The sequence below is a fragment of the Flavobacterium sp. CSZ genome, from assembly GCF_015350725.1.
GTDB lineage: Bacteria > Bacteroidota > Bacteroidia > Flavobacteriales > Flavobacteriaceae > Flavobacterium.
Genome location: NZ_JADKPQ010000001.1, coordinates 309,489 through 336,114 on the forward strand (window position 1 = coordinate 309,489; position 26,626 = coordinate 336,114).

Genomic DNA, 26,626 nt, shown 5'->3' on the forward strand with positions numbered 1-26,626 from the left:
TTTTTAAGCTTCAAATGAAAGTTCCTTCAGACTTTCTTCGAGTATATTTAATGCCGTTTGAAGTTCTTCTCTTGTAATGGTTAGAGCAGGTGATAATTGCAAAACATTACCTGCAGATACTTTAAAACTCAATCCTCTTTTCAAACATCCGTACATTACTTTTTCTGCTTCGTCTACGGCTTTTTCTTTAGTTGTTCTGTCTTTCACCAATTCTACTGCCCACAAAAGGCCTTTTCCTCTTACATCGCCAATAACTGTATATTTCTCTTTGAGTTTTTGCAGTGATTCTTCCATAAAAAGAGCGTCTTTATTTACCTTTTGCAAAAGATCTTCGTCTTCTATAAATTGAATGGTGGTTAAAGCTGCAACAGATCCAAGCGGACTTTTTTCATGCGTATAATGTCCCAGAGAAATGTCACCAAAAACATTATAATCGTCTCTGGTCAAAATCGCTGCTTGGGGTATAATACCGCCGCCTAAACCTTTGCCAATGCATAGAATATCAGGCTCAATATTATAATGTTCAAAGGCAAACATTTTTCCTGTTCTGCCTAATGCGATCGGGATTTCGTCTAAAATCAATAAAACGCCGTATTGTGAACACAATCTTCTGGCTTCTCTCCAGAAGTTTTTCGACGGAATCTGAACATCGGTATTTCTTATGGTTTCGGCGATAAAAGCACCTATATCATTTTCTTTAGAAAAAACATATTCTAAATATTCTAAACACTTTTGTTCGTTATTTTCGAAAATACCACGATAACTTGTTGGCGGAGGAATACGTTCTACGCCCGGCATCATTGGTCCCATGTATTCTCTAAAAACAGATTCTCCTCCTACACTTACGGCATCTAAAGAAGCTCCGTGAAAAGAATTCCAAAATGAAACTACCTTAAACTTTTTAGTCACCGCCCTGGCCAGTTTAAGCGCAATGCCTATGGCAGAACTTCCGTTGGGAGTCAGCAATACGCGATTTAGATTTGACGGGCATAATGAAGCCAATTTTTCGGCAAAATCAATTGCGGGTTTATTGGTAAATCGTCTTGGAGAAAAAGGAAGTGTTTGTAACTGCTCAATCAGGTTTTCGATCAATTTGGGGTTTGCATACCCAATTTGGTGTACGTTGTTTCCGTGAAAATCCAGATAGGTTTTTCCGGCAATGTTTTTTATAGAAGCTCCTTCGCAGGATTCTAAAACGTCTAAACATGGAGTCGACATGGCCTGATGCAAAAAATAACGCGCGTCTTTTTCTAACAAATGCTTTGTTTGGTCGTCATTTTCAGAGGCATTCCAGAGCGTTCTTTGTGACGTTAGGTTTATATCACCTTCTGTTTTTTTATTGGTATTGAGATTATTCATTTAATCGAATTTGATCCTTTTTATTATTGTTTATAATTGCTCTTTGTTAGTTCTGCAAAAGGACATTTAACATATAGTCTTTTCTCGCAAATTGAGCAGATTGAGCAGATTTCCTTTTTTATAATTCTCTTTTTATAATTTGAACTATTAGCTTCGACTTGTGCCGTTAGTTGCGTACCTATGGCACGCTAAATCTATTTCTGTTCCGGTTTTCTACCAATATTTAGTACCTAAAGGCGCATTTATGGCTTAAAAATCGAGGGCGGAATAATTTGTTTGGCTATTCCTGCTGTTTCATAATAAACATCTAACCAGCCTCCGCCTCCGCCATTAAACCAAACAACTTCCAGAGGATAATTTCCTGGTTTTAGCTTCATTTCGCCTGACTTTTCGATTATGCCATGATCACCGTCATTATTGGCAACAACTTCATTGTTAAGTTTTAAAATACTGCCATCATCTGATCGGGTATAAAACTTATACGTTCCTTCTTTTTCGATAGTTATTGTGGTTTTAAACCTTACAACAGTATTATCCCTGATCTTCTGGTTGATTTCTTCGGAACCTATTTCGAAACAATTTCCTTTTTCGTTAGGACTCAAATTGTCTAAAAATGGGATACTGCTTAAATTGGATAAATAGAATATCTCATAAGAAACCGGAGCGGAAAAACCAGCCGGAATCACTCTGAAAAAAGCCTCACTTACCAAACTTACAATACTTCCGTTTTTGAAAATGGCGCTTTTTACCACTGTATTTTTAAGGGTTTTAAAAGAGATTTTGTACAAAAGAGATTTTCCTGTAGGCATTGATCCGTCTGTAGTGTATCGAATTTCTCCTTCACCGCTTGGGTTTTCGATGATCACTTCGGCCTGACCGGTAAATAAACCGCCTGCCCTTTTGCTTAAAACGGCTGTGGGTAGAATTACAGGATCTTTAAATCTTTTTATAAGCGGATAATTGTCTTTTTGATTATATCCCTCAAAAGCATTTTTAACAGGTCGCCCAATACAAGCCATTGGCATTTTTAAACCTAGAGCAAAAGCTACAGTTGCGGCATTATCATATTGGTAAACAGGAAATTCGATCGTATAATTTTTCTTCACTGATTTTCCCCAGACAATAAACGGAATCTCGACTTCCTGCAGCGATTCTCCGCCATGACCTTTACCTAAACCCCCATGATCTGCACTTACAATTACTACGGTTTCATTGGCCATTGCTGAGCTTGTTATTGCCTGCAAAACCTCGCCCAATAAAACATCTGCTTTTTCTACTGATTTGTAATATTCAGGGCTTCCATGACCATATTCGTGTCCCGCATGATCCACGTGATCAAAGTGTATGAAGGTAAAAACAGGTTGTTTCGATTTTATATAATTGCTGGCTGCAAGTGCCGTTTTTTCTTCTGTTTCCGTATTAATATCGTAGTTAACAGCGCTTTTTTCGAAAAGTCGTCCAAAACCTGACCAATGATAAATTACGCCTATTTCGGCATTTTTTTTCTGATCGTGAATCAATTTAAAAATGGTTGGAAAAAGAAAATCTTCGCCCTGCACAACTGTAGGAAGAACAAAATTATTTTTCTCCCAATCGTTAGACGTTATTCCGTGTTGTTCCGGTCCTGCGCCCATAATCATCGTAGCCCAATTGGTACTCGAGCTCGATGGCAATACCGTTCTTGCGTGCATAGTCGAAGCACCTTCTTTCATTAATTTATGAAAATTTGGGGTATTGGCATTTTCAATTCCGTTAGGGCTTAAACCGTCAAAACCAATGACTACAACATGTTTTACAGCCTGAAATTCTTTCTTATTCTGAGAAAAACAAGACCATAGCGAGAATATCGCTATGATCATGATTGTATTTTGGGTATGTTTCATTCTGCTATTATTTTACAAGCCACATTACAGCGTTAATATCATCTGTACCTCCATATTGTCGGGCTAATGCGGCTTTTACATTTTCGGAATTGTTGTCAAATTCTCCCTGAGAATATTTCCATCTCATCGGGATTTTTCCTCCGTTTTTATTCGCCGGCCCCACATTAAAAGCAGGAATTCCTGTTCTTCTGAAATTGAAGTAAGCTTCTCTTTCAGAATTTTGAAAAAAGGCTACGTACTTTTGCGTTAAGATTTGTTCTAAACCGTTTGCATTATTTCCTTTATAAACAATATTTGGGCTGGCTAAAAAAGTTGTAATATCTGCACTGCTCACGGCATAAAAATCCATAGATGCTTTTATTCCTTTGTTGTAAAAATCAGCGGCATCACCGGCGATCCATCCTCTGTTTATCGCTTCAGCAATGATAAACTGCTGCTCTGCGTAACCAATTAAAGTATAGGCTTCCCCAACATAAGAGCTGTAATATCTTTTTTCGTTAGGATAAGACAATTTTCCCTGATCTGATGCTACCTGCATTGGTCCTTGCTCATCTCCTGTATTCGCAGCTATATAAGCATTCATATTTAGAGGATCTGCACTGTTAAAATAAAAAGCAGCAGGATCGGCAACTTTGTATATTCTGGGATCATTATTCGCTTTTAGAATATTCAAATAAGTTCCGGCCATAACATTTCTGTTTCGGTTACGACCAAAGTTTCCTGGATTTAAAGGAAAATTGTTAAGGTTTTCATCCGAAAAATTTCGTTTCATATTGTCCTCAATTCCTGTCATTAAAGGATATTTTGACGGATTTTCGATCATTTGTTTCAACTCACTGGCAACATTTATATCTGCTGTTTTTTTGCTTAAGCTGATTAATACTCTTAAATGAAAAACATTGATTGCTTTTTGCCATTTGTCAAGATCTCCGTTGTATAAAAAATCACCTTCGACAATACCGGTTCCTACTTCAGCCTTTGCTGCTGTAATTTGATTATTAGCATCGTTTAGGAGTTTTAAAACTTCGATGTATACGTCTTTCTGAGTATCGTATTTTGGCTGAGTTACTGGCGTGCTGCTATTTGCTTTTAATGCGTCTGACATTGGAATGTCTCCCATTCTTTTTGACATATAGTCGAAGAAATAAGCCTTGAAAAATTTAGCTAATGCGCCATATTTATTCTTGGAATCCAATTTTGCAGCTTCTTTTTCCATTGCCATAACATTAGATAAAGTCGTATAACGCAAAGGCCCTGAACCCCAATTGTAATCTTGTTCTCCGTAGTAATCAAATGAAATTGCCCAGAACTGGTTGTCCCTTTGCGCACCTGACCAAGGCCCTTCGTCATCTACATTATTCATTACTCTTAAAACCTCTGTTAAAAGCATCGACGGAGGAACGCTTGTCGCTTTGTTTGGATCATCGGCTAAATCTTCAAAATTTGTACAAGATCCTGCAATCAAAACCATTGCAACAATCAATATAGCCTTATATAGTTGTATTGTTTTCATTTTTACTGGTATTAAAATTTTAAGTTTAAGTTGATACCATAACTTTTTACGGTTGGAGTTTGAAGCGGCGAATCACTCTCATTTAAAAACTGATCTAAATCGATGTTTTTGTGCTTAGAAAAATAAAGTAAATCTCTACCAACTAATGAGATAGAAGCATTTTCTATAAACGATTGTTTTATAAAAGAAGCTGGCAAAGTATACGTTAAGCTTATTTCTCGCAGCTTAAAAAACGTTTTATCGATAATATTGGCTGCATAATTACCATGATAGGATTTGGCATAATCCTGATAATACATTTTGGTTGTATTTTGAGCAAAAGTCCTGGTATCGCTAATCGTATTTCCCTGTCCGTCGGTAATCAATTGTCCGCCCGTTATTACCACTCCGTCTGTTACGTATGATTTTACACCAATAACATCATTGGCACGTTCGGGAGTATTACTATCTGCATGTCGGCCACTCTGCCACATTTTTTGGTTGACATAGTTTTCAATTTTTCCTCCGTATCGTCCATCAAAAGTAAAATTCAGTGCTATATTTTTATAGCTCACATTGTTGGTAATACCCATTGACCAGTCTGGAGCTTTATATCCTACTTTTGTCTGATACGGATTGACAAGTGGTTTTCCGTCATTTCCAACAATCAGTTTACCATCATTCGTTCTCATGAAATCATTAATATAAAAAGCATCTACACGCTCTCCTATTTTAATTCTTCCGTTGTTTTCTATTCCTTTATACACTTCTTTTAAGTACTCTTTGTAAGTTGACCAGTTAACAGTAAAATCCCAATTGAAAGAATTGCTTTTTATAGGTTTTACAAATAATGAAACTTCGATACCTTTTGTTTTTGTTGTAATTCCGTTTTGTTTACTTCCCTGATATCCTGAAGTTTCTGAATACTTTAAATCAAAAATCTGTGGTCCGTTTGTATTTTCATAATACGTCACATCAAAACCAAATCTGTTTTTAAGCATTCTGGTTTCCATACCAAATTCAATCGAAGAGTTAAATGCAGGCTCTAAATCTTTATTCGATAAAATTTCAGAAACATAAGCTGCATTATATGTTTTTCCTCCTACTGTAAAAGGATCTCTAAGCTTGTAAGTATCTAAGTTGCTGTAGATATCCAATGATCCTCCCACTTTTGCATACGAGGTTCTTACTTTTAAGAAATCTACTAACGGAATTTTTACTACTTCGCTCAAAACTGCACTTAAACCAACTGACGGATAGAAAAAAGTATTGTTTTGCTCGGGAAGTCTTGAATCTGTATCAAATCTTCCTGTTGCACCCAGGAATAAAAAGGATTTATAAGACAAATCCATAGATCCGTACCAGCTGTACGTTTGAAAATGGCTGTTGAAATTTGTAGGCTGAACCGGAGTTTGAGAGTTGCTTAAAGTGTATAGTCCCGGTATGATCAAATAATTTGTAGAGGCAAAAGAATTACGGGCTTTATCAATATTGATATTAGCTCCAAGAGTTGCCCTTACCTCAAAATTGCTGATTGTTTTATGGTAATTTACCATTAAATCAGAATAATTTTTGAATCCGTAGTTGTATTCTTCCTTATAATCTCCCTGTCCTTTTTCTCTGTCATAAGTAGTCATCGAATATGGGAATTTTTCATTTTTAAACAAATTCGTTACCGCCATATTTGTTCTCACCATCATATCAAAATCACTGCTGAACTTGTGATTAATACTTATTTGTCCCGAATAATCATTTTTGTAATATCCTCTTAACCATTCATAAGCCATAAAATAAGGATTGTTGTAACGAGTATATTCAAAATTCTTTTGCTGTATACCTTCTTTTCCTTTTTGCCAGTAGTCTCTTAAATCTCTAATATCATAATCAGCACCACCCCAGATTAGCATATTATAGATATAACTATTTGGTCCGTATTGCACATTTGGATTGTTTGGGGAAGTTTGAAAGCTAAAATTAGAGCTTGCATCAACCCATGTGTTATCGCTAAGATTGTATCTTCCGCTTAAATTAAAATTGTAAATATTTAATTTTGTATTCGGGTTGATTCCTTCCTGATGCGTATTCGAAAGTGAGAATCTTATATTCCCTTTTTCAAAGTTTGAAGCAAGTGCTAAGTTGTTGGTCGTAAGAAGCCCCGTTTCCATAAAATTCTTAAAATTGTCTTTTCCTCTTGCCTGCCATGGGGTTGCAATTAATTTTCCATCTGCACCCATAGGACTGTCATATTGTGTAATTAACTGTCCGTCGAATCTTGGTCCCCATTGATCGTAATCAGCATCATTGATACCGCCACCTTTACCATCAACAAAAGCATAATTTCCGTAAGAACCAGGGCCATATGCGTTTTGTGTTTTTGGCAAAGCATTGTAACCACCCTGAAACATGGTATTATGGTTAAACTCTACTACAAAATCTTTTTTATTTTGCGTACCTCTTTTTGTAGTAATCTGAATGGCTCCGTTTCCTCCCACAGATCCGTAAAGTGCTGCAGCATTGGCACCTTTCAGTACATTTATACTTTCGATATCGTCAGGGCTTATATTCCAGGTATCGGTTCCTAAAGGCACACCATCGACAACTATCAAAGGTTTTTTTCCTCTTAAATATAAGTTGGGACTGCTAAAAAATTCAGGCGACGCCGCTACAACCAATCCGGAAACTTTTCCTGATAAAGAGTTCATTACGTTTGCATCTCTTCCTTTTGTTAAGTCGCCTGGAACTTCTTGTACAGAATAACTTAACTTTTTCTTTTCTTTTTTAATACCAAGAGCCGTTACGACAACTTCATCTAAATTCTGAGAATCAGGTTTTAGAGAAATTACACCCGTTTTTTTACCTCCCGGATTAAAATTAGCTGTTACATATCCCAAGTAAGAGACAACAAGCTGCTCATTACCTTGTGGTAATTCAATTTCAAAACTTCCATTAAAATCTGTTGTAATTGCCGAAGTTGTTCCTTTAATAAGAACAGATACTCCAGGTAATGGTTCATTTAGTTCATCTACTACTTTTCCTTTAAAAGTAGCAGTCTGGGCAACAATTAATGATGACACCAACATCATTAATAGAATCATTAAAGTTTTAAAATTTTTCATTGGCTTATTAAATAGTTACTATTAGTAATTTTTTACACCACAAATGTGTAAATATATTTACTATTAGTAAACTTTTTGATTTTAAGAAATCTTTAACAGGCCTTTATTGAATCATCAAATTAATGTTACCAAAAACCACTATATTGATTTTTTTTTGATTAAAATCAACCTTTATAATTTGTCCAATATGTAAAATAGTAAGAGTTCCGCGCGATGGAGATAATAAAAGATACAGAACCTTATATTAACGAAATTGCATCTGAAGAAGGATCTTGAAATCAGCATTCAGTACTACTTTTTACCAATTGGCAAATATTTAGTAAACTAAATTAAAGCGATGTAGCTATTTCAGGAGATTTAAAAACTGAAAATTAAATAACTTTTGAGCAGAAATGATATAAATATTTCCTTGTAGTGTCTTATTAAATTTGAATTATAAAACATCAAACTTAAAGACAATCAACATGATAACAACTCACTACGATAATTACCGTCAGCAAACATCTCTATTTTCAGGATCACAAATGTTTATGGAAAAACATGAACGCAACCACCTTGATCACACTTACGAATCTGTAAATGAACCTTTATTGTGCTTTAGTAAAGACTCTAATTATCCCGATGGTGAATTTTGCAGTACGCTTGAAGAAAAAGCTCATGGAGATTTTCTATTGTAAAGACGATCAAAAGTAACTTTACAAAAATTGTAAATTATAATGTGCGCCGAAAAGATGGAGCATACACAAATAATAAATTGAAAGAATTAGCCAGGGCGACCAATTCTTTCAATTAAAAGATTACTCAGACAATTCTGTTTCGGTATGCAATACACAAATCCAGTAGTTTTTTTCTCTGATCCAGGTCGAAGTGCAGGCACATTTCATTGGAGCTTTTTGTTTATTGTCTGCTATTCCTAACTCTATTAAATAAGCTATTATTGCAGTATTTTCAGCAACCAATTGCGCTTCTATATCAGAAAAATTCAATACTTGTATTTTATCTCCATCTCCTGATTCAAACATTATTTTAAATTTGGCTTCATTTATAGTTTGTACACCATTTTTTCCGGCTATAATACAAGGAAAACCAGTTAGGTTTTTTACCGTTTCATAATCATGATTTTCCATTCCGTGCCAATATTTCTTTTCCAGTTCAATTATTTGCGTTTCCATAATCATTCTTTTTAGTTAAACAGTTCTTACAAAGTTCAAATTAATATTAAAATGACTTTACACTTTTAACAAAGATTTAATTGATGGAAAAACTACTTAAATAATTGTACCTCAATTTATTGAATCTCATTTATAAAAATTTATCCAACATGATAATTTGACAACAAATAGACGCTTAAATATAAAATAAACCATCAGTATATATCTAATTTTGAATCTCTTAAACATTCAAAAATAAGCGTCATGAAAAACTCCACCCCAAACAACAACGAGAATCTCAAAAAATGTCCTTATGAAAGCCTTATTTATGGCAATAAAACCGACATGGTTTACAGAAAACAATATAAAGGCGACTGGGGACACTGGGATGACCTTTCTGATAATGCTATCCCATGCTCAAATTCATATGAAACAAACAATATGAAAAATACTGCCTCATCACAGGCAAAGTCAAAAACAGAAAACTAGAATTCTAAATAGGATTATTTGTATCTGTTAGAAATCCAGTAAACTCTTTCGGTATTTATCCATCATTGTTTTGAATAAATCCTTATTCGAAGGAGGCGAAAGAACAATTGCTTTAGAACCTGAGGATATCGATTCTTCGATATTGCCGATACTTGTACCGCCGGTTGCCATTATTGGAAAACCCGGAAAATTTACAGCGATGTCTTTCAGAATTTTATTGGTGTATTTTCCTCCCGTAACATGAAAAATATCGACTCCGGAATCTATTTTGCTTTTTAAAAATTTATAATCTGCAGAAGCAATACTGGCAATTATTGGTATCGAAATTTTCTTTCTTATCTTTTGTAGATCATTATTCTCAAATGGTATATTGACGATGATTCCCGCAGCACCCATTTCTTCGGCATATTGTGCCATTTCAAGAGATTTCTTTCCTCGTGTTGTTCCTCCTCCTACACCGCATATTACCGGTTTATTACAAAAATCGATCAGTGATTTTATAATTCTTGACGAAGGTGCAAAAGGATAAACAGCAAGAATTGCATCAGCATCATTGTTTTCAATAATGGCCATATCTGTAGAAAAAAGAAAGGATTTTAATTTTTGTTCTCCTATTAAAATACCTTCACAGTTTTTTTCGATTATTTCAGGAGTAGTAAGCGCTTTCTTTTCTCTTTTGGTTCCCCAAAAAAGCTTCTCTAAAAATGAAATTTTTCTTTTGCTTCCCCATAATGAATCTGAATTTGAATTTGGCTGCATATTCGTATTTTTTGATTTTAGAAGCTAATATATTGTACTAAATTCTAAAAATTAAAGAATAGAAGATCCAAAATTCAATATTTGTAATGAAACAGGGAAAAATTGTAGTGAAACTATAAAGGGCGTTTTCAATCCCTAAGCGATTAAGACAACATCGCCAGAAAAAATTTATTTGGAACTGAGTTCAATTACAAAAGCTTTTAGCTCGGCCATTTTACCATCGCGAAATCGCCAGGTGTCGCTATAAGAATAATCGACCAATTTACCACTCTTGTCCTGAAGGCTGATTGTACCAATTGCGGTAACAAAATCATCTTCGGCGATGAGATGTTCAACCTTGAATTTTGGCGGTTCCAGATATTCTATTGCCATGTATTCCCTAACCGCCTGTTTTCCCTCCAGAGTTTTATCCCCTACAAAAGTCCATTTGGTATCTTCAGTGCAAAAGGATAAAAAACCTTCATTATCACCATTGCTGACAGCTGCATTTGCTTTTTCCAGTATTGCTTTATTATTCATAACCTTTTATAATTAAACTTTTTACAAACTAGTTCAAACATTATCGTCTCAGTCTCGACGCGCTTTTTATCAAAAAAAATACCTGCTTCACAGCAGGTACTTTAGATCATTTTTCATCATATATTAAACGACAGAGACATTTACAGCATTAGGCCCTTTTTTGCCTTCTGCTATTTCGTAACGCACTTCGTCGTTCTCACGAATATTTTCTGATAAACCTGAAACGTGAACAAAAATTTCACTTCCACCGTTTTTTGGAGTAATAAATCCAAATCCTTTTTCTTCATTGAAGAATTTTACTGTACCTTCTTGCATCTTATTAATTATTTATTGTTCATAAATGTACTACATTTTTCATCACGATGCTGAAAAAGAGTAAATTAGATTAAAAAAAAATGCATTTTTTTTATTTTAGTGTCAAAATCACTGACTTAAACATACTGACGAAACCTTTTGCTATGCCTTAAATTAAGTCGCGAATATTAGTTTTAAGAAATAACTTATCCTAAAATGTCCAAAAAAAAGCTGCCTTAGTATTAAGACAGCTTCTTTTTTGTTAGCGAAGTATTTTTAAATAAGCGCTATAAGCATCATCCTTAATAGAAGTTCGCAGATACACTTCGTTTTCGTCTTTTGTACTAAATTCAAATTGAATTAAAGCAGCATCTGAATAATAATACAAGAAATTATCCTCAGCAAATTCAAGATTAGAAATTGGTAAGGTTGATAGCTTTATTTCGAATGCTATTTCACCATTTGCCATATCGATTTGAAAAAGTTTTCCTTTACGGGTATATCCCCAGGCATTATCACTTTCCTCAATGATGTATTCGATGTTATCATTTTTAAAGTCCGTTTTCCAAAGTTGAGTTCCGGTTTTTGAATCTAAAGCGTATAGGGAAGAAACTTCCGGGCCTTGTCCTGCAAAATGTACCTTTTTGTCTTTACTAAATATGCGCTCTTTGATATTATTTTGACCTTCTTCTAATTTAAACTGCCATAAAATATCCAGAGTATTAGGACTTAAAGCAAAAAGCATGTCTTTTTCATTGGCTACAAATACATTTTCACCATCGGTTACAGCCTTTCCGTGTATGGGTTCCTCAAAGCTTTTTTGGGAAAGAAGTTTTCCTGTATTGGCTTCAAAACTATAAAAATTGTTGCCACTTTGGGTAAAAACTTTGTTATCAAAAAAGAGAACCGGAATGTCATTATTTGTAGCGTCCAGTTTGTAGTTCCATATTAAACTTCCGTCTTTTAAATCAAGAGCATAAATGTTGTTATTGGGATCCTGAGTAGTGATAAAAAGTTTTCCATCATTAATAACCGGAATTTGATTTTTTAGTATGATTTGATCTGTGATATTACCCAATCTTGATTTCCAGAAAATTTCACCTGTTTTACTATTAATCGCGAAAATCTCACCGTTAATAAACGGAACATATACAACACCATCTTTTAGCGTTACCTGATTGGCGCACATTTCTGTATGATTATCTGTTGCTTTAACCGTCCAGTTGAATGCTTCAGATTCTAAATTAAATGACATAAGCGAACCGTCGTAATCATAAATCAGGATCGATTGTCCGTCTAGCGCAACTTTTTTAAGCGGGTTTATCACTTTATTAGTAACCATATCATTAATGGTTAAAGCTTTATTAGAATAATTAGTTTTACCTGATACAGCTGGCGTTTGCCCAAACATATTTACAACATTCAATACAAATAAAAGAATTCCTAGGTTTTTTTTCATTTTAAAATGGGGTTTGATCATTCTGTTTCTTTTTTATTATATGAAATTACTGTTTGAAAGTAAGTGCTTTACAATAAAAAAGACGAACTACATATCGATTAAAACATTAAAATTTAGCACATTAAATTCAATATAAAAATCAATATCGATGTCAAATATAGTAAAAAATTATTATGGAGTTTTATAGGCTCGCCGCAGGCTATTAGTAGGATTTAAAAAAACCATAAGCTCTTTTCTCTGCGTATGAATACATCGAATCACGCAACGGAAAAGCACAGTGCCCTCCGTACTTTGGAGTTTCAAGATAAACATAGGCACTTTCCCGCGCTATAGCTCTGGGGTAACATCTTTCGCCTAAAAAAGGATCATCAAGCGAATTAATAATTAAGACCGGAGTAGTAATATCTTTAAGCGAAAATTCAGGAGAAACACGCTGATAATAATCGTCGCGGCTGGCAAAACCATGCAGCGGTGCCGTAAAATAATGATCGACTTCATCAAAAGAAGTAATATTATCAATTTGATCACGGTTAATAAAATCAGGAAACTGCGCTGCTTTGTATTTTAGTTTTCTTTTAATATCAATTGTAAAATTCTTTAAATAAACCCTGTTAAAACCTTGTTTGAGTACAGCTGCACTTGTTGCGATATGAGTAGGCACTGAAATACAAACTCCTGCCTTTACACGCTCATCGATTTTTGTCCAGCCAAAATAATTCAGGAGCTGCACCCCTCCCATAGAATATCCAATCAAATAAACCTCTTCGAATCCTTTTTGTAAAACAAACTGCACCACTTCATCAAGATCATCTACTGCACCATGATGATAAAGTCTGGGTAAACGATTCATTTCTCCCCCGCAAGTTCGATTGTTCCATGCAAAAACTGAAAAATCCTTTTCCTGAAAATAAACCGCACAACTGTTATTGTACGTTCTGCGGGAATCACCTTCAAGACCATGGCATAAAATAACTGCTTTTTTAGGATCATTGATAATAAAATCAATATTGATAAAATCCCCGTCATTTAACTCAATTTTCTCTCTCGTGTATCCTGGAGCATCAAACTTTTTAAACAAAGCAGCATAAATAGTAGAAACGTGCCTGTTGCGATGAATAATAGAAGGAAAATTATATTCTGATTGTTCAATTACTGGCATGATAAGATTTGTTTTTGGTGCGTTGTACAAAGCTAAGAAATCAATCGACAACTCGTTTAAAACCGTCTCTTTTATTTTATTAAAAAAAACTGATTTATAGTTCCTAATAATACAATTTAATTGATCCGGATGTTACAAAATACAGTTGCTATTATGTAACAAAACATCTCAAATAAGCATTAAATTTGAGATGTTTTACTAAAAATATTATTATGAAAAATTTTTCAATGCTTTTACTGTCAGTCTTCTTTTTTTCATGCCAACAAAAAGAAAATAAGAGTGCTCCTGTTCCCACTTCAGATCCAATTATCACAAAGAAACAAGTAAAAGAGAACAAACAAGTAGGCGATACTATTTACATGGATTTTAAAAATGAAAAAGGCCTTTTTATTGCCGAAGGTGTCATAGATTCTATTCATTCCAGAGTTTATGTTAAATTTAAAAATGAAGATTCAGGCAATTTGAAAGCCAATATTATTCCTACTACCGGCAAAGGCAATATCCGTTTCAACCAGATTATCTCTCCTGACAACGCCTCAGACGGCCCGTTTGGAATGGATTTGAATATTGCTCTCCAACAAAAAGGTAATTATATCATCGTAATCGGACATTCGCAAATGGCTGACAATCCTTATTGGGGTAAATTCAGGGTTGAAATGGAGAGTAAAAAAGAATAATTTGTGATGGTTCACAGAATGTGTTTCTTCTGATCTATTTCTTTAATTTACACTTAAATGTCGACGTTTCCGTAATTTCACCATTTGTTTTAACATAGGTACTATCTTGTTGAAGCTTTTCAATTTCGACTGGTGTATTATTGCAAAAATCAGCTTCCAGTGAAGAGGAACCTGCTATCAGTCCATTATATTTTGTTTCTATATTTTGTGTACACTTATAGCACACAATCTCATTTTTATCATTTTCCGAGTTAGAACAAGAAAAAATGACTGATGTCAGGGATATTGCTGTAATTATTAATTTTATTTTTTTCATTGATGTATTTTTTATTTAATAATTCCGATCCCTTTATTCAAAACAGATTGTAACTACTCATTTTATTACTCATCCTGATGAATGGATTGATTTTTAAAATCTGCTGCGCTAAAATGCGGCAGGACTTCCTGAGCAATCAATTTTAAAGTTTCATCAACAGGAAGCTCTGATTTTCTTAAATGGAGCGCCATATGGTTTACGCCGGCCAATTCGTAAAGTCTCATAATCGAAGTTACCCCCTTAATCCCTACAGCACCTCCAAAACGATGTGGAGTAAATGGTGCATCAGGATCTTTTAAAAGATTCAAATGAAATGCCGATATGTAAGGTTTCGAAGCCTGATTGTTGTCATAAAGTGCATTTTTCCATTCTCTCACTAAAATTTCCGTGTCTTTTACATCCCTTGGATAATTGAACCAACCCTGCATATTTTGCGCAATCCACCCCATACTTTGTTTTGCTCTTCCTGCTAAAATCCACGGAATTTCTTTTTTAGGTTTTGGATAAATTTCGATTCCGTTAGAAGCCTTTCCGAAAAAGTGATATAGAGAACTCTTCTCTTTCCAGGCTTCTTTGATTATTTCATGGTTCAATACAAACCGCTCTGCCCTGCTTTCAAAATCAAATCCAAACAGAGGAAATTCTACAGGACGATCTCCTAAACCAACGCCAAAAAGATAACGGCTGTCTGATAAATTTTCGATCGTAGCAATTGCTTTGGCCAACTGCAGCGGATCATGCAATGGCAGTACAACAGCAGCGGTACCAATAGCTACAGATTTGGTAATGGCGGCCACGTAACCCAAATACGATAAGGTATCAAAAACCTGCCCTCCATCGCCAAAGTTTGGGTCATACACAGGAACTTCCCTCATCCATAAAGCAGCAAACCCAAGTTGATCGACTAACTTGACAAGTTCTGCATGCCTGCTGATATCCGGAATACCAAAAGGACGGCCCTGTTTTTTTCTTTTTTTCTCTCCTTCAAGAGACCAGTCGTTGTCTAACGGAAATTCTATTCCGAGAGTCATACGGCCGGGTATATGAATTTTACAAATTGTTTTCATTTTTAAAATAAATTAGCGGTTAATACTACTCCTCCAGTGTTTTTAAGTGTATTCCAGGTTGGAGAAGCCATAATGGGCAGTGTATAATTACCAAATTTAAAGACTTTAGAGGCATTAAAACCTACTGAAGCAATTCCGGGTTTATCACTAAAAAAGGTGTCTTTTTCGCCATTAAGAGCAAATACTCCTCCTATAAAAAATTCAAGTTTAACATCTTTAACCTGATACGGATACGAAAGCTGAACATAGGTCGAATAACGATTCTTTCCGTTTCTGACCGGATCTTTACCTTCTTCGCGAACATCACCCGGCAATACATCACGATCACGCCCAAAAACAATGGTACTCCAGGAAATATCCAGTGGGAATTTTTCTGAAACTTTATATCCCACGGTCGCATCTAGAAAATGTCGGGTTGTAGCGGCATTATAATCAAACAAATCGGTTTTTGGTGCCAGATAGGTCGAATAGTTGTAAATATCGTAAACAACAAAACGCAGGTTTTTGTATTTGTAAGATGCAAAATAATCAAACTGTTTGTACGTTCCGTTGAAGGAATTACTGCCTCTGGCACCAAATTTAAAATTCCCGTCCTTGCTGGTAAAATTCGCACTGGCCAATACAAAAGGCACATCTGAAATGGTCATACCACGCCAGAAATAACTGCTTTTTAATTGTAAATGAATCTCAACCGGATTATACTCACTGGATTTATCCTGAGCCTGAATTTTTACATTACAACTGATTATCAGTAATAAAATAATACTGTAATAGCGTAACATAATTATTTGACTTTTTTAGGATATAGATTACTGGATATTCTGGAGCTCATTAAGGTTACTACTATGGCAAGCATGACAAACAAAGCGCCTACCCATGGTGTTGCACCAAGTCCTAAACTAGATTCTACTACTAATCCTCCTGCATAGGCACCTATCGCGATTCCGACATTGAAAGCAGCAATATTAAAAGCTGAAGCCACATCTTCTGTTCCCGGTAAATAGCGCTCTGATAACTGAACAACATACAATTGTAATCCCGGAACATTAGAAAATGATAACGCCCCCATGATAAACAAAGTAATAATTCCAAAAACAGAATCACTTGAAGTAAAACTGAAAACCAATAAAGCAATCGCCTGTAAAACAAACATCCACAATAGGGCTTTTAAAGGATTTTTATTGGCTGCTTTTCCTCCAATAAGATTTCCAAAAGCAATCGCAATTCCGTACAACACAAGCACGATATTCACCATTGATTCAGACAATCCCATGATTTTTTGAAGAATGGGAGACAAATAGGTAAACGCCACAAAAGTCCCTCCGTAACCTAAAGTAGTCATTAAAAAAGCAAGAAGTAACCGACCGTTTGTCACTACTTTAAATTGATCTTTAATGGCGATTTTCTGATCGTTTTTGATTTCATTTGGAAGCAGAATCCAGCCTGAAATCAAACCAATTAATCCTAAAACTGCAACTCCTATAAAAGTAGCACGCCATCCAAATTCCTGCCCAATAAAGGTTCCAAAAGGCACGCCTGTAACAATGGCAACGGTTAAGCCCGTAAACATGATCGAAATTGCCGATGCTCTTTTATTAGCCGGAACCAAAGATGCTGCAATAGTAGAACCTATCGAGAAGAAAACTCCGTGTGCTAATCCTGTAATAATTCTTGCCAGAACCAAAGTCGTAAAACCAGGAGCTATTGAGGCAAGGCCATTTCCTAAAATAAACACAATCATAAGCCAGATTAACAGTTTCTTACGCGGAATACTTCCTGTTAGGGCGGTCAATACAGGTGCACCAATTGCTACACCAATGGCATATAAGCTTACCAGTAATCCGGCTGAAGGAATACTAATATTTAAATCTGTGGCAACGGTTGGCAGTAAACCCACAATCACAAATTCGGTAGTACCAATTCCGAATGCGCTGATAGTTAATGCCCATAGCGCTGCAGGCAATCCTTTTCGCGTACTGGCAGTTTTACCAGTAACAGCAGTTTGGTTTGTTTTCATATTGTTTTAAAAAAAAAGTGATAAATGAATGGCAGTCTTTCATAGAATGCCTTTTTATGATGAAGAAATATTCTAAATTTTAAGATGAAGAAAATAAGAGAATGTCCCGTAGGACATCCTCCTATCCAACAACCAATTTAATCAACTTTAATACGAACCACATAATAAGGCGGTTTACTCGTGTCAATGTTATTGTTTAGCCAGGCTAAATTATGAAGCTGATTGGCAACTACATATAAATAGCCGTCTTTAGAAATTGAAACACCATCCGGCCATGATAACAAGCGGTCATCCTGTGCTAAAATTGTATATCCCTGCGGAGTAGCAACACCTACTGCATTTTGCTCTACATCGGTTACATATATTTTTCCGTTATTGCCCACTTTAAACCCATCAGACTTTGGTTTATTGGCATAAAACTCAATTTGTTTCGAAAGCTCAATATTACTCAGTTTGTCATTAGCCAATGATTCTGACTTAATACGGTAGATTTTTGTTCCTCCCATCGCCCCGAAATAAATCCATTCTCTCTGCGGATCAATAGATATTGGGTTTAATGGATAACTTGGCTGTAAAACACCTCCATTAGGGAACAAATGACTTACAGGGCGATTGTTGATGACAACCGGTTCGTTTATTGGCATAAAACTAGCATCTGACTCTAACACTCTGCGGCTATATCCTGTTTTTAAATCCACTACAATAAAAGCCGGTTTTATAGGCGGTAACAATCCTGCATAAGTCATATCAGCAATAACAGCGATTTGATTTTTTTCGTCAATAATAAAATCCTGCAGAAAAGAATTGAATTGCAAAACATCCTCCGGAAAAGCAAAAAGCTTTACCATTTTCTTTGTTTTGATATTAAATCCAACCAGTTTTGGTGCTTTTTTAGATTCCGGCTTGTCATCTCCCATATCCAATACCCATAAAGTATTGTCGTTTGAAACATGAATTCCAATCGTGGCATTAATACCTTTCATTGATTTACCCGTTGGTTTCACAATCCATTCTTCGTCCGGAAAAGGCACGGCAGATCCGTCAGGCAGAATTTCTTTTACCATAAATTTTGATTCTCCTAAAGCCGACATGGTGATAAAAACTCGTCCTTCGGGAGATACGGCAACATTTCCTGGTCTTGCATCCGGAAAAGTTGATACTACTTCTAATTTATTTTGTGCATAGTTTGCAGTGCCTAAAAAAGCGGTTACTGCCAGCATAAAATATTTGATCGTTTTCATAATTGTATTGTTTAAAATTAACAGTACAAAGTTCTAACGATACCAAGAGGTGTGCGAGGATGAACATCACACTTTTGAAGTGATGTAGATCACATCTTTTTATCCTTTAAAGCGGCTGAGGGTTTCACGGGTCACCCCCAAATACGAAGCCAGCAGCTTTTTAGGAACTCGCTGAATCAATAAAGGGAATTTTTTAATAAGATTGTTATAACGTTCTTCAGCGGTTTGAGTCAGTAAAGACATTATTCGTTGTTGCAAAGCGATATAACCATAATGCGATTTGATTCTGAAGAAATTCGTCATTTTTGGAATTTCATTGCACAAACGTTCTCTGTGTTCTAAGCGAAGACAAAAAAACTCTGAATCTTCAATACAATCAATAAACATAGTGGCGGGAACCTGATTCTGAAAAGCATGAAAATCACTTGTCCAGTATTGTTCCATTGCAAACTGCAGGATATGTTCTTTTCCTTCGCTGTCAATCGCGTACGTTTTCAGGAATCCGCTTATGATCCAGTATTCCGAAGGAACAAGCTCATCTTTTTGTACTAAAAACTGATGCTTTCTTAATTTCTTATAGGTAAAACAATCGGCGACAATATTCCATTCCTCATCAGTCAACGGACTTATTTCTTCGATATGTTTCCTTAATAATAAATAATGATTTTCCATAAAAGCAACTTCTTTTTAGCACTACGTGACTTACTTACCTGCGAATGTAACAAAAATCTTTTATTAAAAAATAGCCAAACAAAACTCACACCTCATTAGTGTGAGTTTTGAAAAATTTTTATTGTCCTCCTCCCAGTGCTCTGTAAAACTCGATGTACGCTAAAGCCTGTTGTCTTTTTAAATCAGATAATTTTAATTCATTCTCTATCAGGTTTTGCTCTACCAGAATTACTTCTAAGTAATTGGCCTGACCATTCGTAAACAAAAGATCTGCATTCGTTACAGCGGTTTGCAGCAATTCATTTTTAGATGCTTCAATGGTAATTTTCTCTTTTAGTTTTTCGGTTTTAAACATCGCATCCGAAACTTCTTTTGTGGCTTGTAAAACTGTTTTTCTAAATTCTTCCGCCTTTTGTTCGTATGTTATTTTACTCACATTAAAAGCAGTTCTTAACTTTCGCTTATTGAATATAGGTTCCGTAAGTCCGCCTGCTAAAGTGCCAAATAACGAACCCGGAATGTTTAGCCAATTTGAGGATTGAAAAGAATTAAGACCACCAACCGCCGTTATATTCAAAGCTGGGTATAAACCTGCCTGAGCGACACCTATTCGCGCCGAAGCGGCTCGCAACTCAAACTCTTTCTGACGCACATCCGGACGATTCGACATCAACGAAGCGGGAACTCCGGAAGTTAACTGCTCCGGAGTTCTAAAATTGGTTTTGCTTTCTGATAATACAATTTGATCAGGCTGGTTTCCCATTAAAACATTCAAAGCATTTTCCTGAATGAAACGTTCCTGCTCTAAATCAGGAATAATTGCTTCTGTCGATTTGTACTGAACTTCGGCTTGCTGCAAGGCCAGCGCAGTCGCTTCACCATTTTCAAACTGAATCCGGATTAGTTTAACCGTATTATCGCTTAACGCTAAATTTTTACGGGCTATTGCCAATTGTTCGTCAAGCATCAATAAAGTATAATACGACGAAGCTGCCGATGCAATCAATCTGGTCTGCAAAGCTTTTCTGGCTTCAATACTTTGCAGCCATTCGTTTAACACTGCTTTTTTCTGTTTTTTTACTTTTCCCCAGAAATCAATTTCCCAGCTTACACCAGCATTGAGCGTATAATCTTCTACTTTTTTTGTTCCAATGGTATTACTTAAATTAAAACCATTGCCACCATTAAGACTATTATCTGAAAAATAATTTCTCGAAGTTCCAATTCCTGCGGAAACCGATGGCAGCCAGGCTACTTTTGATTCTTTTAGATATTCCTCATTAATCTGAATGGATTTAAGCGCCATTGCCATATCATGATTACGCTGTAAAACATCGTCTATAATATTTTGCAAAACAGGATCTGTAAAAAAACTTTTCCAGGGTAACAATATACTATCGTTACTTTGTTGCAATAGATCATTTCCTCTATATTTTGCAGGCATTACTATTGATGGACGTACATAATCCTTCCCTAACTGACAGGCCGAAAACACAACCAAAATCAGTATATAATTTAGTATTCTTTTCATTTTAATGGTTGGATTAAATTAAATGTTGGTCTGCTACAGGTGTAATTTTTAAACCAAAAAAACGTTCGTGTAAAGATTGGAATACGATAAATAAAACCGGTATTATAAAAATTCCCAGTACCACACCAAAGAACATTCCTCCTATGGTTCCTGATGCAATAGAACGGTTTCCCTGCTCTGTGGCACCACCAGCAAACAGCAAAGGCAATAATCCCGCAATAAAGGCGAAAGAAGTCATTAAGATTGGACGTAATCGCAATGCCGAAGCCTGCAAAGCCGATTCTACCAAAGACTTGCCTTTATGACGCATTTGTACCGCAAACTCTACAATAAGGATTGCATTCTTAGCCAAAAGACCAATAAGCATAATCATACCAATCTGAACGTAAATATTGTTGGTAACGCCTATTAAATTGATGAATACAAATACTCCAAAAATTCCGGTTGGCAAAGACAAGATTACCGCCAATGGTAAAAGATAACTTTCGTATTGGGCTGATAATAAGAAATACACAAACAAAATACAGATTCCGAAGATAAATATCGTTTGGTTTCCTGCCTGTTGTTCTTCTCTCGCCATTCCGGTATATTCATGAGAATAGCCTAACGGAAGCGTTTCTGCCACTTCGTTTATCGCTTTCATGGCATCTCCGGTCGAATAGCCTTTTTTAGCCTGAACATTCAAATTAATAGAAGTCGACTGGTTTAAATGCGTAACGACTTCGGGACCAAAAACACGTTTTAGTTGCACAACAGATTTTAGCGGTACCATTTTCCCCTGATCGTTTTTAGCATATACTTCATTCAATGCGTTTTCATCCATTCTAAAAGGCGCTTCGGCCTGAACCACCACACGATAATATTTCCCAAAGCGATTAAAATCAGAAGAATAAATACTTCCAAAATAGGCCTGCATGGTTTCTAGAATTGTACTTACGTCAAGTCCCAATTGTTTGGCCTTAACTGCATCAACATCCAGCATATACTGAGGAAATTTGGCATTAAACGATGTAAAAGCCGCAGCAATTTCTTTTCTTTCCTTAAGTGATTTTATAAACTGATCGTTTACCTGAGCCAGTTTATCAATTGAACCTCCAGCATTGTCTTTTAGCACAACATCCAGGGCATCTACATTTCCAAATCCCGGAACAGTTGGCATCGAATACGTAAACGAAGATCCTTCGGGTAAACCATCAAATACGGTTTTAATCGAATCCATAATTTTATTGATGTCCTTTACTTTTCCTCGTTCTTCGGGCTGTTTTAATATGGTGTACGAAGCTGCGTACGATGGAGAAACCGAGTTGGCCAATAAATTGCTTCCGTTCACCATCGCATTAAAATATACGCCTTCGAACTTACTTAGCTTTTTACTTGCTTCGGTAGTTACCGCTTTGGTACGTTCCAACGATGTTCCCGGAGGCATACTTAAAGCCGTCATAACAAAACTCTGATCTTCTGTAGGGATAAATGCCTGAGGCGTGTTGCGTGCCAATACTACCGTTAAAATAGTAACCAAAACCAAACCACCCAAAGCCAGCCACTTTCTTTTAATTAGAAAAAGAACTGCATTCGTATATCTTTTTGTTGCTGCATGAAAACCAATATTAAAAAGTTCATAGAATCTTTGTAAACCTTTTTTATGTTTGTCCTCATACAATTCTGCATGTTTGTTTTTAAGCAAAACGGCACATAAAGCAGGACTTAAGGTTAAGGCATTTACTGCCGAAATCACAATAGCAATCGCCAGCGTAAAAGCAAACTGTCTGTAAAACACCCCAACCGGACCTTCGATAAGACCAATAGGTAAAAATACCGCCGACATTACTAAAGTAATAGATAAAATGGCTCCTGTAATTTCTCCCATCGCGCTGATTGTCGCTTTTTTAGCATCGGTCGAATGGTGTTCTAATTTATGATGAACCGCCTCGACAACGACAATGGCATCATCTACCACGACTCCAATAGCCAGAACGAGGGCAAAAAGTGTCAGTAAATTTATGGTGATGCCAAAGACACCCATAAAAAAGAACGTCCCGATAATCGCCACAGGCACTGATATGGCTGGAATAAGTGTAGAACGGAAATCTTGAAGAAAAATAAAAACGACAATAAATACCAGTATAAAAGCTTCTACCAAAGTATGTTCTACCTGACTGATAGAAGCGTCCAGAAAGCGTTTTGTACTATAAGTAGCTCTATAGCTGATTCCTTTTGGAAAACTCTTTTTAGCTTCTTCCATAAACTTCAGAATTTCGATCTGAATATCATTGGCATTAGAACCCGGCGTCTGGAAGATTGCAACTCCAATTCCAGGATGTCCATCCAGCGTTTGTGCCGATGCATAGACATGATCTAACGATCCTAATTCTATTTTGGCAACATCTCTTAATCGTAACACAGAACCGTCTGGATTTGCCCTGATCACAATATCTTCATAATCGGGTTCTTTGTTCAGTTTTCCTTTGTATTTAATGGTGTATTCAAAAGCTGTTGGGCTTCCTTCTCCAAATTTACCCGGAGCGGCTTCGATATTCTGATGATCAATGGCTTTCATGACTTCTTGTGCCGTCATTTGATAGCTGGCCAGTTTTCCCGGATTCAGCCAAATACGCATCGCATAATCCTTGCTTCCAAATACCTGCGCTTTTCCAATACCCTGAATACGTTGAATTCCGGGTATAATATTGATCAAATCGTAATTGTTCAAAAAAGCCGAATCGTAATTGGGATTGGTACTTTCAAGATCAATAATCATGATCATACTGTTATTTTGCTTAGACGTACTAATTCCCGTTTTTACCACTTCCTGAGGTAATTGATTCGTGGCCTGCGAAACCCTGTTCTGCACGTTAATCGCCGCCTGATCCGGATTGGTTCCGAGTTTAAAATACACCGTAATCGTTAATGTACCATCGTTTGAAGACGATGATGTCATGTAGATCATATTTTCTACACCATTAATTACTTGTTCTAATGGCGTAGCTACAGAACGCGCAACGGCTTCGGCACTGGCTCCGGGGTATCTCGCAGTAACTACAACAGAAGGCGGCGCAATTTCCGGAAAAGTTTCCATTGGTAATTTCTCCAGGGCTAAAAAACCGAGTATTACCAATATCAATGAGATGACAGTAGCCGTAACCGGCCTGTCGATTATTTTTTTTAACATAACTTAAAAAGGATAGATTATTTATTGGATACTTTTACCTGTATGCCTTCATGCAAGCGTTCAAGTCCTTTTGATACTAACAGGTCACCGGGTTTTAATCCTTCGGAAATGATATAATGTAATGCTGTTTTTTGTGCAACTTTTACCGATACACTTTTTAGCTTATTGTTTTTTTCGACCACATACGCCATGACTTTGTTTTGCAATTCATAAGTGGCTGATTGCGGAATTTGAATTACGTTTTTGTTGTATTGTGACATGATGATTTTTCCGGTATTTCCTGAGCGCAAAAGACCGCCGGTATTAGGAAATGAAGCCCTGAACATAATAGAAGCGGTAGACTTCTCAAACTGTCCCTGAACAAGATCAACCTTTCCTTCCTGATCATAAAAAGTATTATCAGGAAGCATTAAACGAACAGAGGGAATATTTTTTATTTTCTGCTCTATTGTCTTTCCGGCATAATGTTGTTTGAATTGTAAAAAAGCTTCTTCGCTCATCGAGAAATAAGCATACATGGTATTGATATCTGAAACCACAGATAAAGGTTCAGGTTCGTTATGTCCCACAAGACTTCCTACTCTATAAGGCAATTTGCCCACATAACCGTTTACAGGTGCTTTTATAAGCGTAAAACCTTTACTGATCGCGGCACTCTTCTTTGCAGCTTCTGCTTGTCGAACGGCTGAATTGGCGGCATTCAATTCTGCCAGGGCATTTTTGAGCTGCACATCCGAAACTACTTTTCCCTCTACTAATTTTTGAATTCTTGTGGTTTCAATTCGGGCTTTTTCTCTGTTCGCCAACGCGGTTTGTAATGATGCCGAGGATTGATTCAATCGTTCGCTGTAAGGCGTATCATTAATAAGAAACAATGGCTGTCCTTTTCGTACATAAGCGCCTTCGTCTACAAATATCTTTTCCAGATATCCTTCTGCCTGAGGTCTTATTTCGATATTGCTGATTCCTTCGAGCATACCTGAAAATTCTAATTCAGTAGTGACCGAAGTGGTGTCAACTGTAACAGTTGAGACTAAAGGAGTGACTGTTTTTTCTTTTTCTTCTTTGGAGGAACATCCCTGTAAAACCAATAAGCAATAACCGACCATGGACGTTCGGAATATAGTACTAAGCAATGCTTTTAAATGTTGCTGCATGACAATAAATAATTTTTAATGGATTAATAATGAATTGGAAAGAAATTTTCAATACTGGTATTTTGAATTGAAGTTTCTAAAACTGCATGCAAAGGTGTGTCGGAATTACTTATAAAGGAAATAGCATAATTTATAGTTATCTATAAATCAAATTATAGATAATACTATCTAAAAGGTAAAAAATAAATAACTTTGTATCATGGTAGACATGGAATGGTACAGAACGTTTAAGACTATATATCAGGTGGGTACGCTAACGGGTGCTGCACAGGAACTGCTTATTTCACAGCCCAATGTAAGTCAGCATTTATCAGCTCTTGAAGCGCATGTGGGTAAACAGTTATTCGAACGTAAACCACGCCGAATGGTGCCAACAGATTATGGCAAACTATTTTATACTCAGGTAATTGACGCTATTGAGAAATTAGAATATATCGAAGCGGAGTTTAGATATACACGTTCTTCGAATATACCTCTGACTTGTATTGGCACATCTAAAGAGTTTTTCTATACAGTATTAGCCCCGAAAATCAGTAAGGCGCCGGCAAATCTTGTTTTTGAATTTTGTCCTACCAAAGAATTAATGCAAAAATTAAATTCAGGAAAGCTCTATTTTGTCATCACTTCAAATCGCAATGACGAGAAAGACATTGTTTACGAACCTATTCTTGCTGCCAATTTGCTTCTTGTTGGCAATAAAGAATTCGATACTGCTGAATTTTACCATTTTATAATAAATAATGAATTGGATAAGGCCGAAAAATGGCTTTGCGATCAGGATTGGTATGCGTATAGTAGTGATCTGGCTATCATTAGACGATTTTGGCTGGAGAATTTTAAAAAGCGTCCTACCATAAAACCACGTTTTGTTATTCCGGATTATAATTCGATTCTAAAAGGAATTCGTTTTGGTTCGGGAATTACAATTGCTACCGATTATTTAGTTCAGGATGATATTGAGCAAAACCATATTAAAGAAATATGGAAAGGCGTTAACCCTACTCAAAATACGATCTATCTGGCTTATAATAAAAACAATGTTACTACAGACCAGATTGAAATGGTAAAAAAACTATTAAAATAAAAAGTCTGCTTTTGT

At 36.0% G+C, this 26,626-nt stretch carries 23 protein-coding genes; 4 read left to right on the forward strand and 19 right to left on the reverse strand.

All coding sequences use genetic code 11. The annotated features are described in order from the left end of the window. Window positions 1–3: 3 nt before the first annotated feature. The 4 genes from IRZ78_RS01320 to IRZ78_RS01335 form a co-directional block, all read right to left on the reverse strand. The gene (locus IRZ78_RS01320) at window positions 4–1,359 is read right to left on the reverse strand and encodes an aspartate aminotransferase family protein (RefSeq protein ID WP_194614801.1); all 1,356 of its coding nucleotides are present in this window, start codon (window positions 1,357–1,359) and stop codon (window positions 4–6) included. Between the two features lie 242 nt (window positions 1,360–1,601). Beyond that, window positions 1,602–3,242 (reverse strand): alkaline phosphatase family protein, encoded by a 1,641-nt coding sequence (locus IRZ78_RS01325; RefSeq protein WP_194614802.1) that lies wholly within the window; start codon window positions 3,240–3,242, stop codon window positions 1,602–1,604. Between the two features lie 7 nt (window positions 3,243–3,249). Next, window positions 3,250–4,755 carry a SusD/RagB family nutrient-binding outer membrane lipoprotein gene (locus IRZ78_RS01330; RefSeq protein ID WP_194614803.1) on the reverse strand — a complete coding sequence of 502 codons (1,506 nt, stop codon included), beginning with the start codon at window positions 4,753–4,755 and terminating at the stop codon, window positions 3,250–3,252. Between the two features lie 11 nt (window positions 4,756–4,766). After that, entirely contained in the window at window positions 4,767–7,850 is a 3,084-nt protein-coding gene (locus IRZ78_RS01335) for a SusC/RagA family TonB-linked outer membrane protein (RefSeq protein ID WP_194614804.1), read from the reverse strand. 464 nt (window positions 7,851–8,314) lie between these two features. On the opposite strand from IRZ78_RS01335, the gene IRZ78_RS01340 reads away from it, so the two are divergent. Continuing rightward, a complete protein-coding gene (locus tag IRZ78_RS01340; protein WP_194614805.1) occupies window positions 8,315–8,527 on the forward strand; it encodes a hypothetical protein in 213 nt (70 codons plus the stop codon). 120 nt (window positions 8,528–8,647) lie between these two features. On the opposite strand, the gene IRZ78_RS01345 is transcribed toward IRZ78_RS01340, so the two are convergent. Then, window positions 8,648–9,022, reverse strand: coding sequence for a DUF4440 domain-containing protein (locus IRZ78_RS01345; RefSeq protein WP_194614806.1), 375 nt, complete (start codon window positions 9,020–9,022; stop codon window positions 8,648–8,650). A 243-nt stretch (window positions 9,023–9,265) separates the two neighbouring features. Between IRZ78_RS01345 and IRZ78_RS01350 the strand changes: the two genes are divergently transcribed. Then, window positions 9,266–9,490, forward strand: a complete 225-nt coding sequence (locus IRZ78_RS01350; protein ID WP_194614807.1) for a hypothetical protein — start codon at window positions 9,266–9,268, stop codon at window positions 9,488–9,490. Between the two features lie 27 nt (window positions 9,491–9,517). Here IRZ78_RS01350 and IRZ78_RS01355 read toward each other — a convergent pair whose 3' ends face one another. The 5 genes from IRZ78_RS01355 to IRZ78_RS01375 all read right to left on the reverse strand — a co-directional run bounded on the left by IRZ78_RS01355 (window position 9,518) and on the right by IRZ78_RS01375 (window position 13,680). Continuing rightward, on the reverse strand, window positions 9,518–10,249 hold the full coding sequence (locus IRZ78_RS01355) for a hypothetical protein (RefSeq protein ID WP_194614808.1): 732 nt from the start codon (window positions 10,247–10,249) through the stop codon (window positions 9,518–9,520). Window positions 10,250–10,417: 168 nt separating this feature from the next. Beyond that, on the reverse strand, window positions 10,418–10,768 hold the full coding sequence (locus IRZ78_RS01360; RefSeq protein ID WP_194614809.1) for a nuclear transport factor 2 family protein: 351 nt from the start codon (window positions 10,766–10,768) through the stop codon (window positions 10,418–10,420). A 123-nt stretch (window positions 10,769–10,891) separates the two neighbouring features. Next, entirely contained in the window at window positions 10,892–11,083 is a 192-nt protein-coding gene (locus IRZ78_RS01365; RefSeq protein ID WP_194614810.1) for a cold shock domain-containing protein, read from the reverse strand. A 241-nt stretch (window positions 11,084–11,324) separates the two neighbouring features. Further along, complete coding sequence (locus tag IRZ78_RS01370) at window positions 11,325–12,521, reverse strand: PQQ-binding-like beta-propeller repeat protein (protein WP_194614811.1); 1,197 nt, start codon at window positions 12,519–12,521, stop codon at window positions 11,325–11,327. 202 nt (window positions 12,522–12,723) lie between these two features. After that, a complete protein-coding gene (locus tag IRZ78_RS01375; RefSeq protein ID WP_194614812.1) occupies window positions 12,724–13,680 on the reverse strand; it encodes an alpha/beta fold hydrolase in 957 nt (318 codons plus the stop codon). A 212-nt stretch (window positions 13,681–13,892) separates the two neighbouring features. Here IRZ78_RS01375 and IRZ78_RS01380 point away from each other — a divergent pair, with 212 nt between their 5' ends. Continuing rightward, entirely contained in the window at window positions 13,893–14,357 is a 465-nt protein-coding gene (locus IRZ78_RS01380; RefSeq protein WP_194614813.1) for a hypothetical protein, read from the forward strand. Between the two features lie 34 nt (window positions 14,358–14,391). Here the strand turns inward: IRZ78_RS01380 and IRZ78_RS01385 are convergent, their stop codons facing one another. The 9 genes from IRZ78_RS01385 to IRZ78_RS01425 all read right to left on the reverse strand — a co-directional run bounded on the left by IRZ78_RS01385 (window position 14,392) and on the right by IRZ78_RS01425 (window position 25,527). Continuing rightward, window positions 14,392–14,673: a hypothetical protein gene (locus tag IRZ78_RS01385; protein ID WP_194614814.1), complete on the reverse strand. Its 282-nt coding sequence runs from the start codon at window positions 14,671–14,673 to the stop codon at window positions 14,392–14,394. A gap of 65 nt (window positions 14,674–14,738) precedes the next feature. After that, the gene (locus IRZ78_RS01390) at window positions 14,739–15,740 is read right to left on the reverse strand and encodes a TIGR03571 family LLM class oxidoreductase (RefSeq protein WP_194614815.1); all 1,002 of its coding nucleotides are present in this window, start codon (window positions 15,738–15,740) and stop codon (window positions 14,739–14,741) included. Window positions 15,741–15,742: 2 nt separating this feature from the next. Further along, window positions 15,743–16,522 (reverse strand): hypothetical protein, encoded by a 780-nt coding sequence (locus IRZ78_RS01395; RefSeq protein WP_194614816.1) that lies wholly within the window; start codon window positions 16,520–16,522, stop codon window positions 15,743–15,745. A gap of 2 nt (window positions 16,523–16,524) precedes the next feature. Then, window positions 16,525–17,757 (reverse strand): MFS transporter, encoded by a 1,233-nt coding sequence (locus tag IRZ78_RS01400; RefSeq protein ID WP_194614817.1) that lies wholly within the window; start codon window positions 17,755–17,757, stop codon window positions 16,525–16,527. Between the two features lie 137 nt (window positions 17,758–17,894). Further along, entirely contained in the window at window positions 17,895–18,998 is a 1,104-nt protein-coding gene (locus IRZ78_RS01405) for an L-dopachrome tautomerase-related protein (RefSeq protein ID WP_194614818.1), read from the reverse strand. A gap of 99 nt (window positions 18,999–19,097) precedes the next feature. Then, window positions 19,098–19,670 (reverse strand): Crp/Fnr family transcriptional regulator, encoded by a 573-nt coding sequence (locus IRZ78_RS01410; protein WP_194614819.1) that lies wholly within the window; start codon window positions 19,668–19,670, stop codon window positions 19,098–19,100. Between the two features lie 118 nt (window positions 19,671–19,788). Continuing rightward, window positions 19,789–21,201 carry an efflux transporter outer membrane subunit gene (locus IRZ78_RS01415; RefSeq protein ID WP_194614820.1) on the reverse strand — a complete coding sequence of 471 codons (1,413 nt, stop codon included), beginning with the start codon at window positions 21,199–21,201 and terminating at the stop codon, window positions 19,789–19,791. A gap of 13 nt (window positions 21,202–21,214) precedes the next feature. After that, on the reverse strand, window positions 21,215–24,370 hold the full coding sequence (locus IRZ78_RS01420) for an efflux RND transporter permease subunit (RefSeq protein WP_194614821.1): 3,156 nt from the start codon (window positions 24,368–24,370) through the stop codon (window positions 21,215–21,217). Window positions 24,371–24,387: 17 nt separating this feature from the next. Continuing rightward, complete coding sequence (locus IRZ78_RS01425; protein WP_194614822.1) at window positions 24,388–25,527, reverse strand: efflux RND transporter periplasmic adaptor subunit; 1,140 nt, start codon at window positions 25,525–25,527, stop codon at window positions 24,388–24,390. A 199-nt stretch (window positions 25,528–25,726) separates the two neighbouring features. Between IRZ78_RS01425 and IRZ78_RS01430 the strand changes: the two genes are divergently transcribed. Next, a complete protein-coding gene (locus tag IRZ78_RS01430) occupies window positions 25,727–26,611 on the forward strand; it encodes a LysR family transcriptional regulator (protein WP_194614823.1) in 885 nt (294 codons plus the stop codon). The last annotated feature ends 15 nt before the right edge of the window (window positions 26,612–26,626 follow it).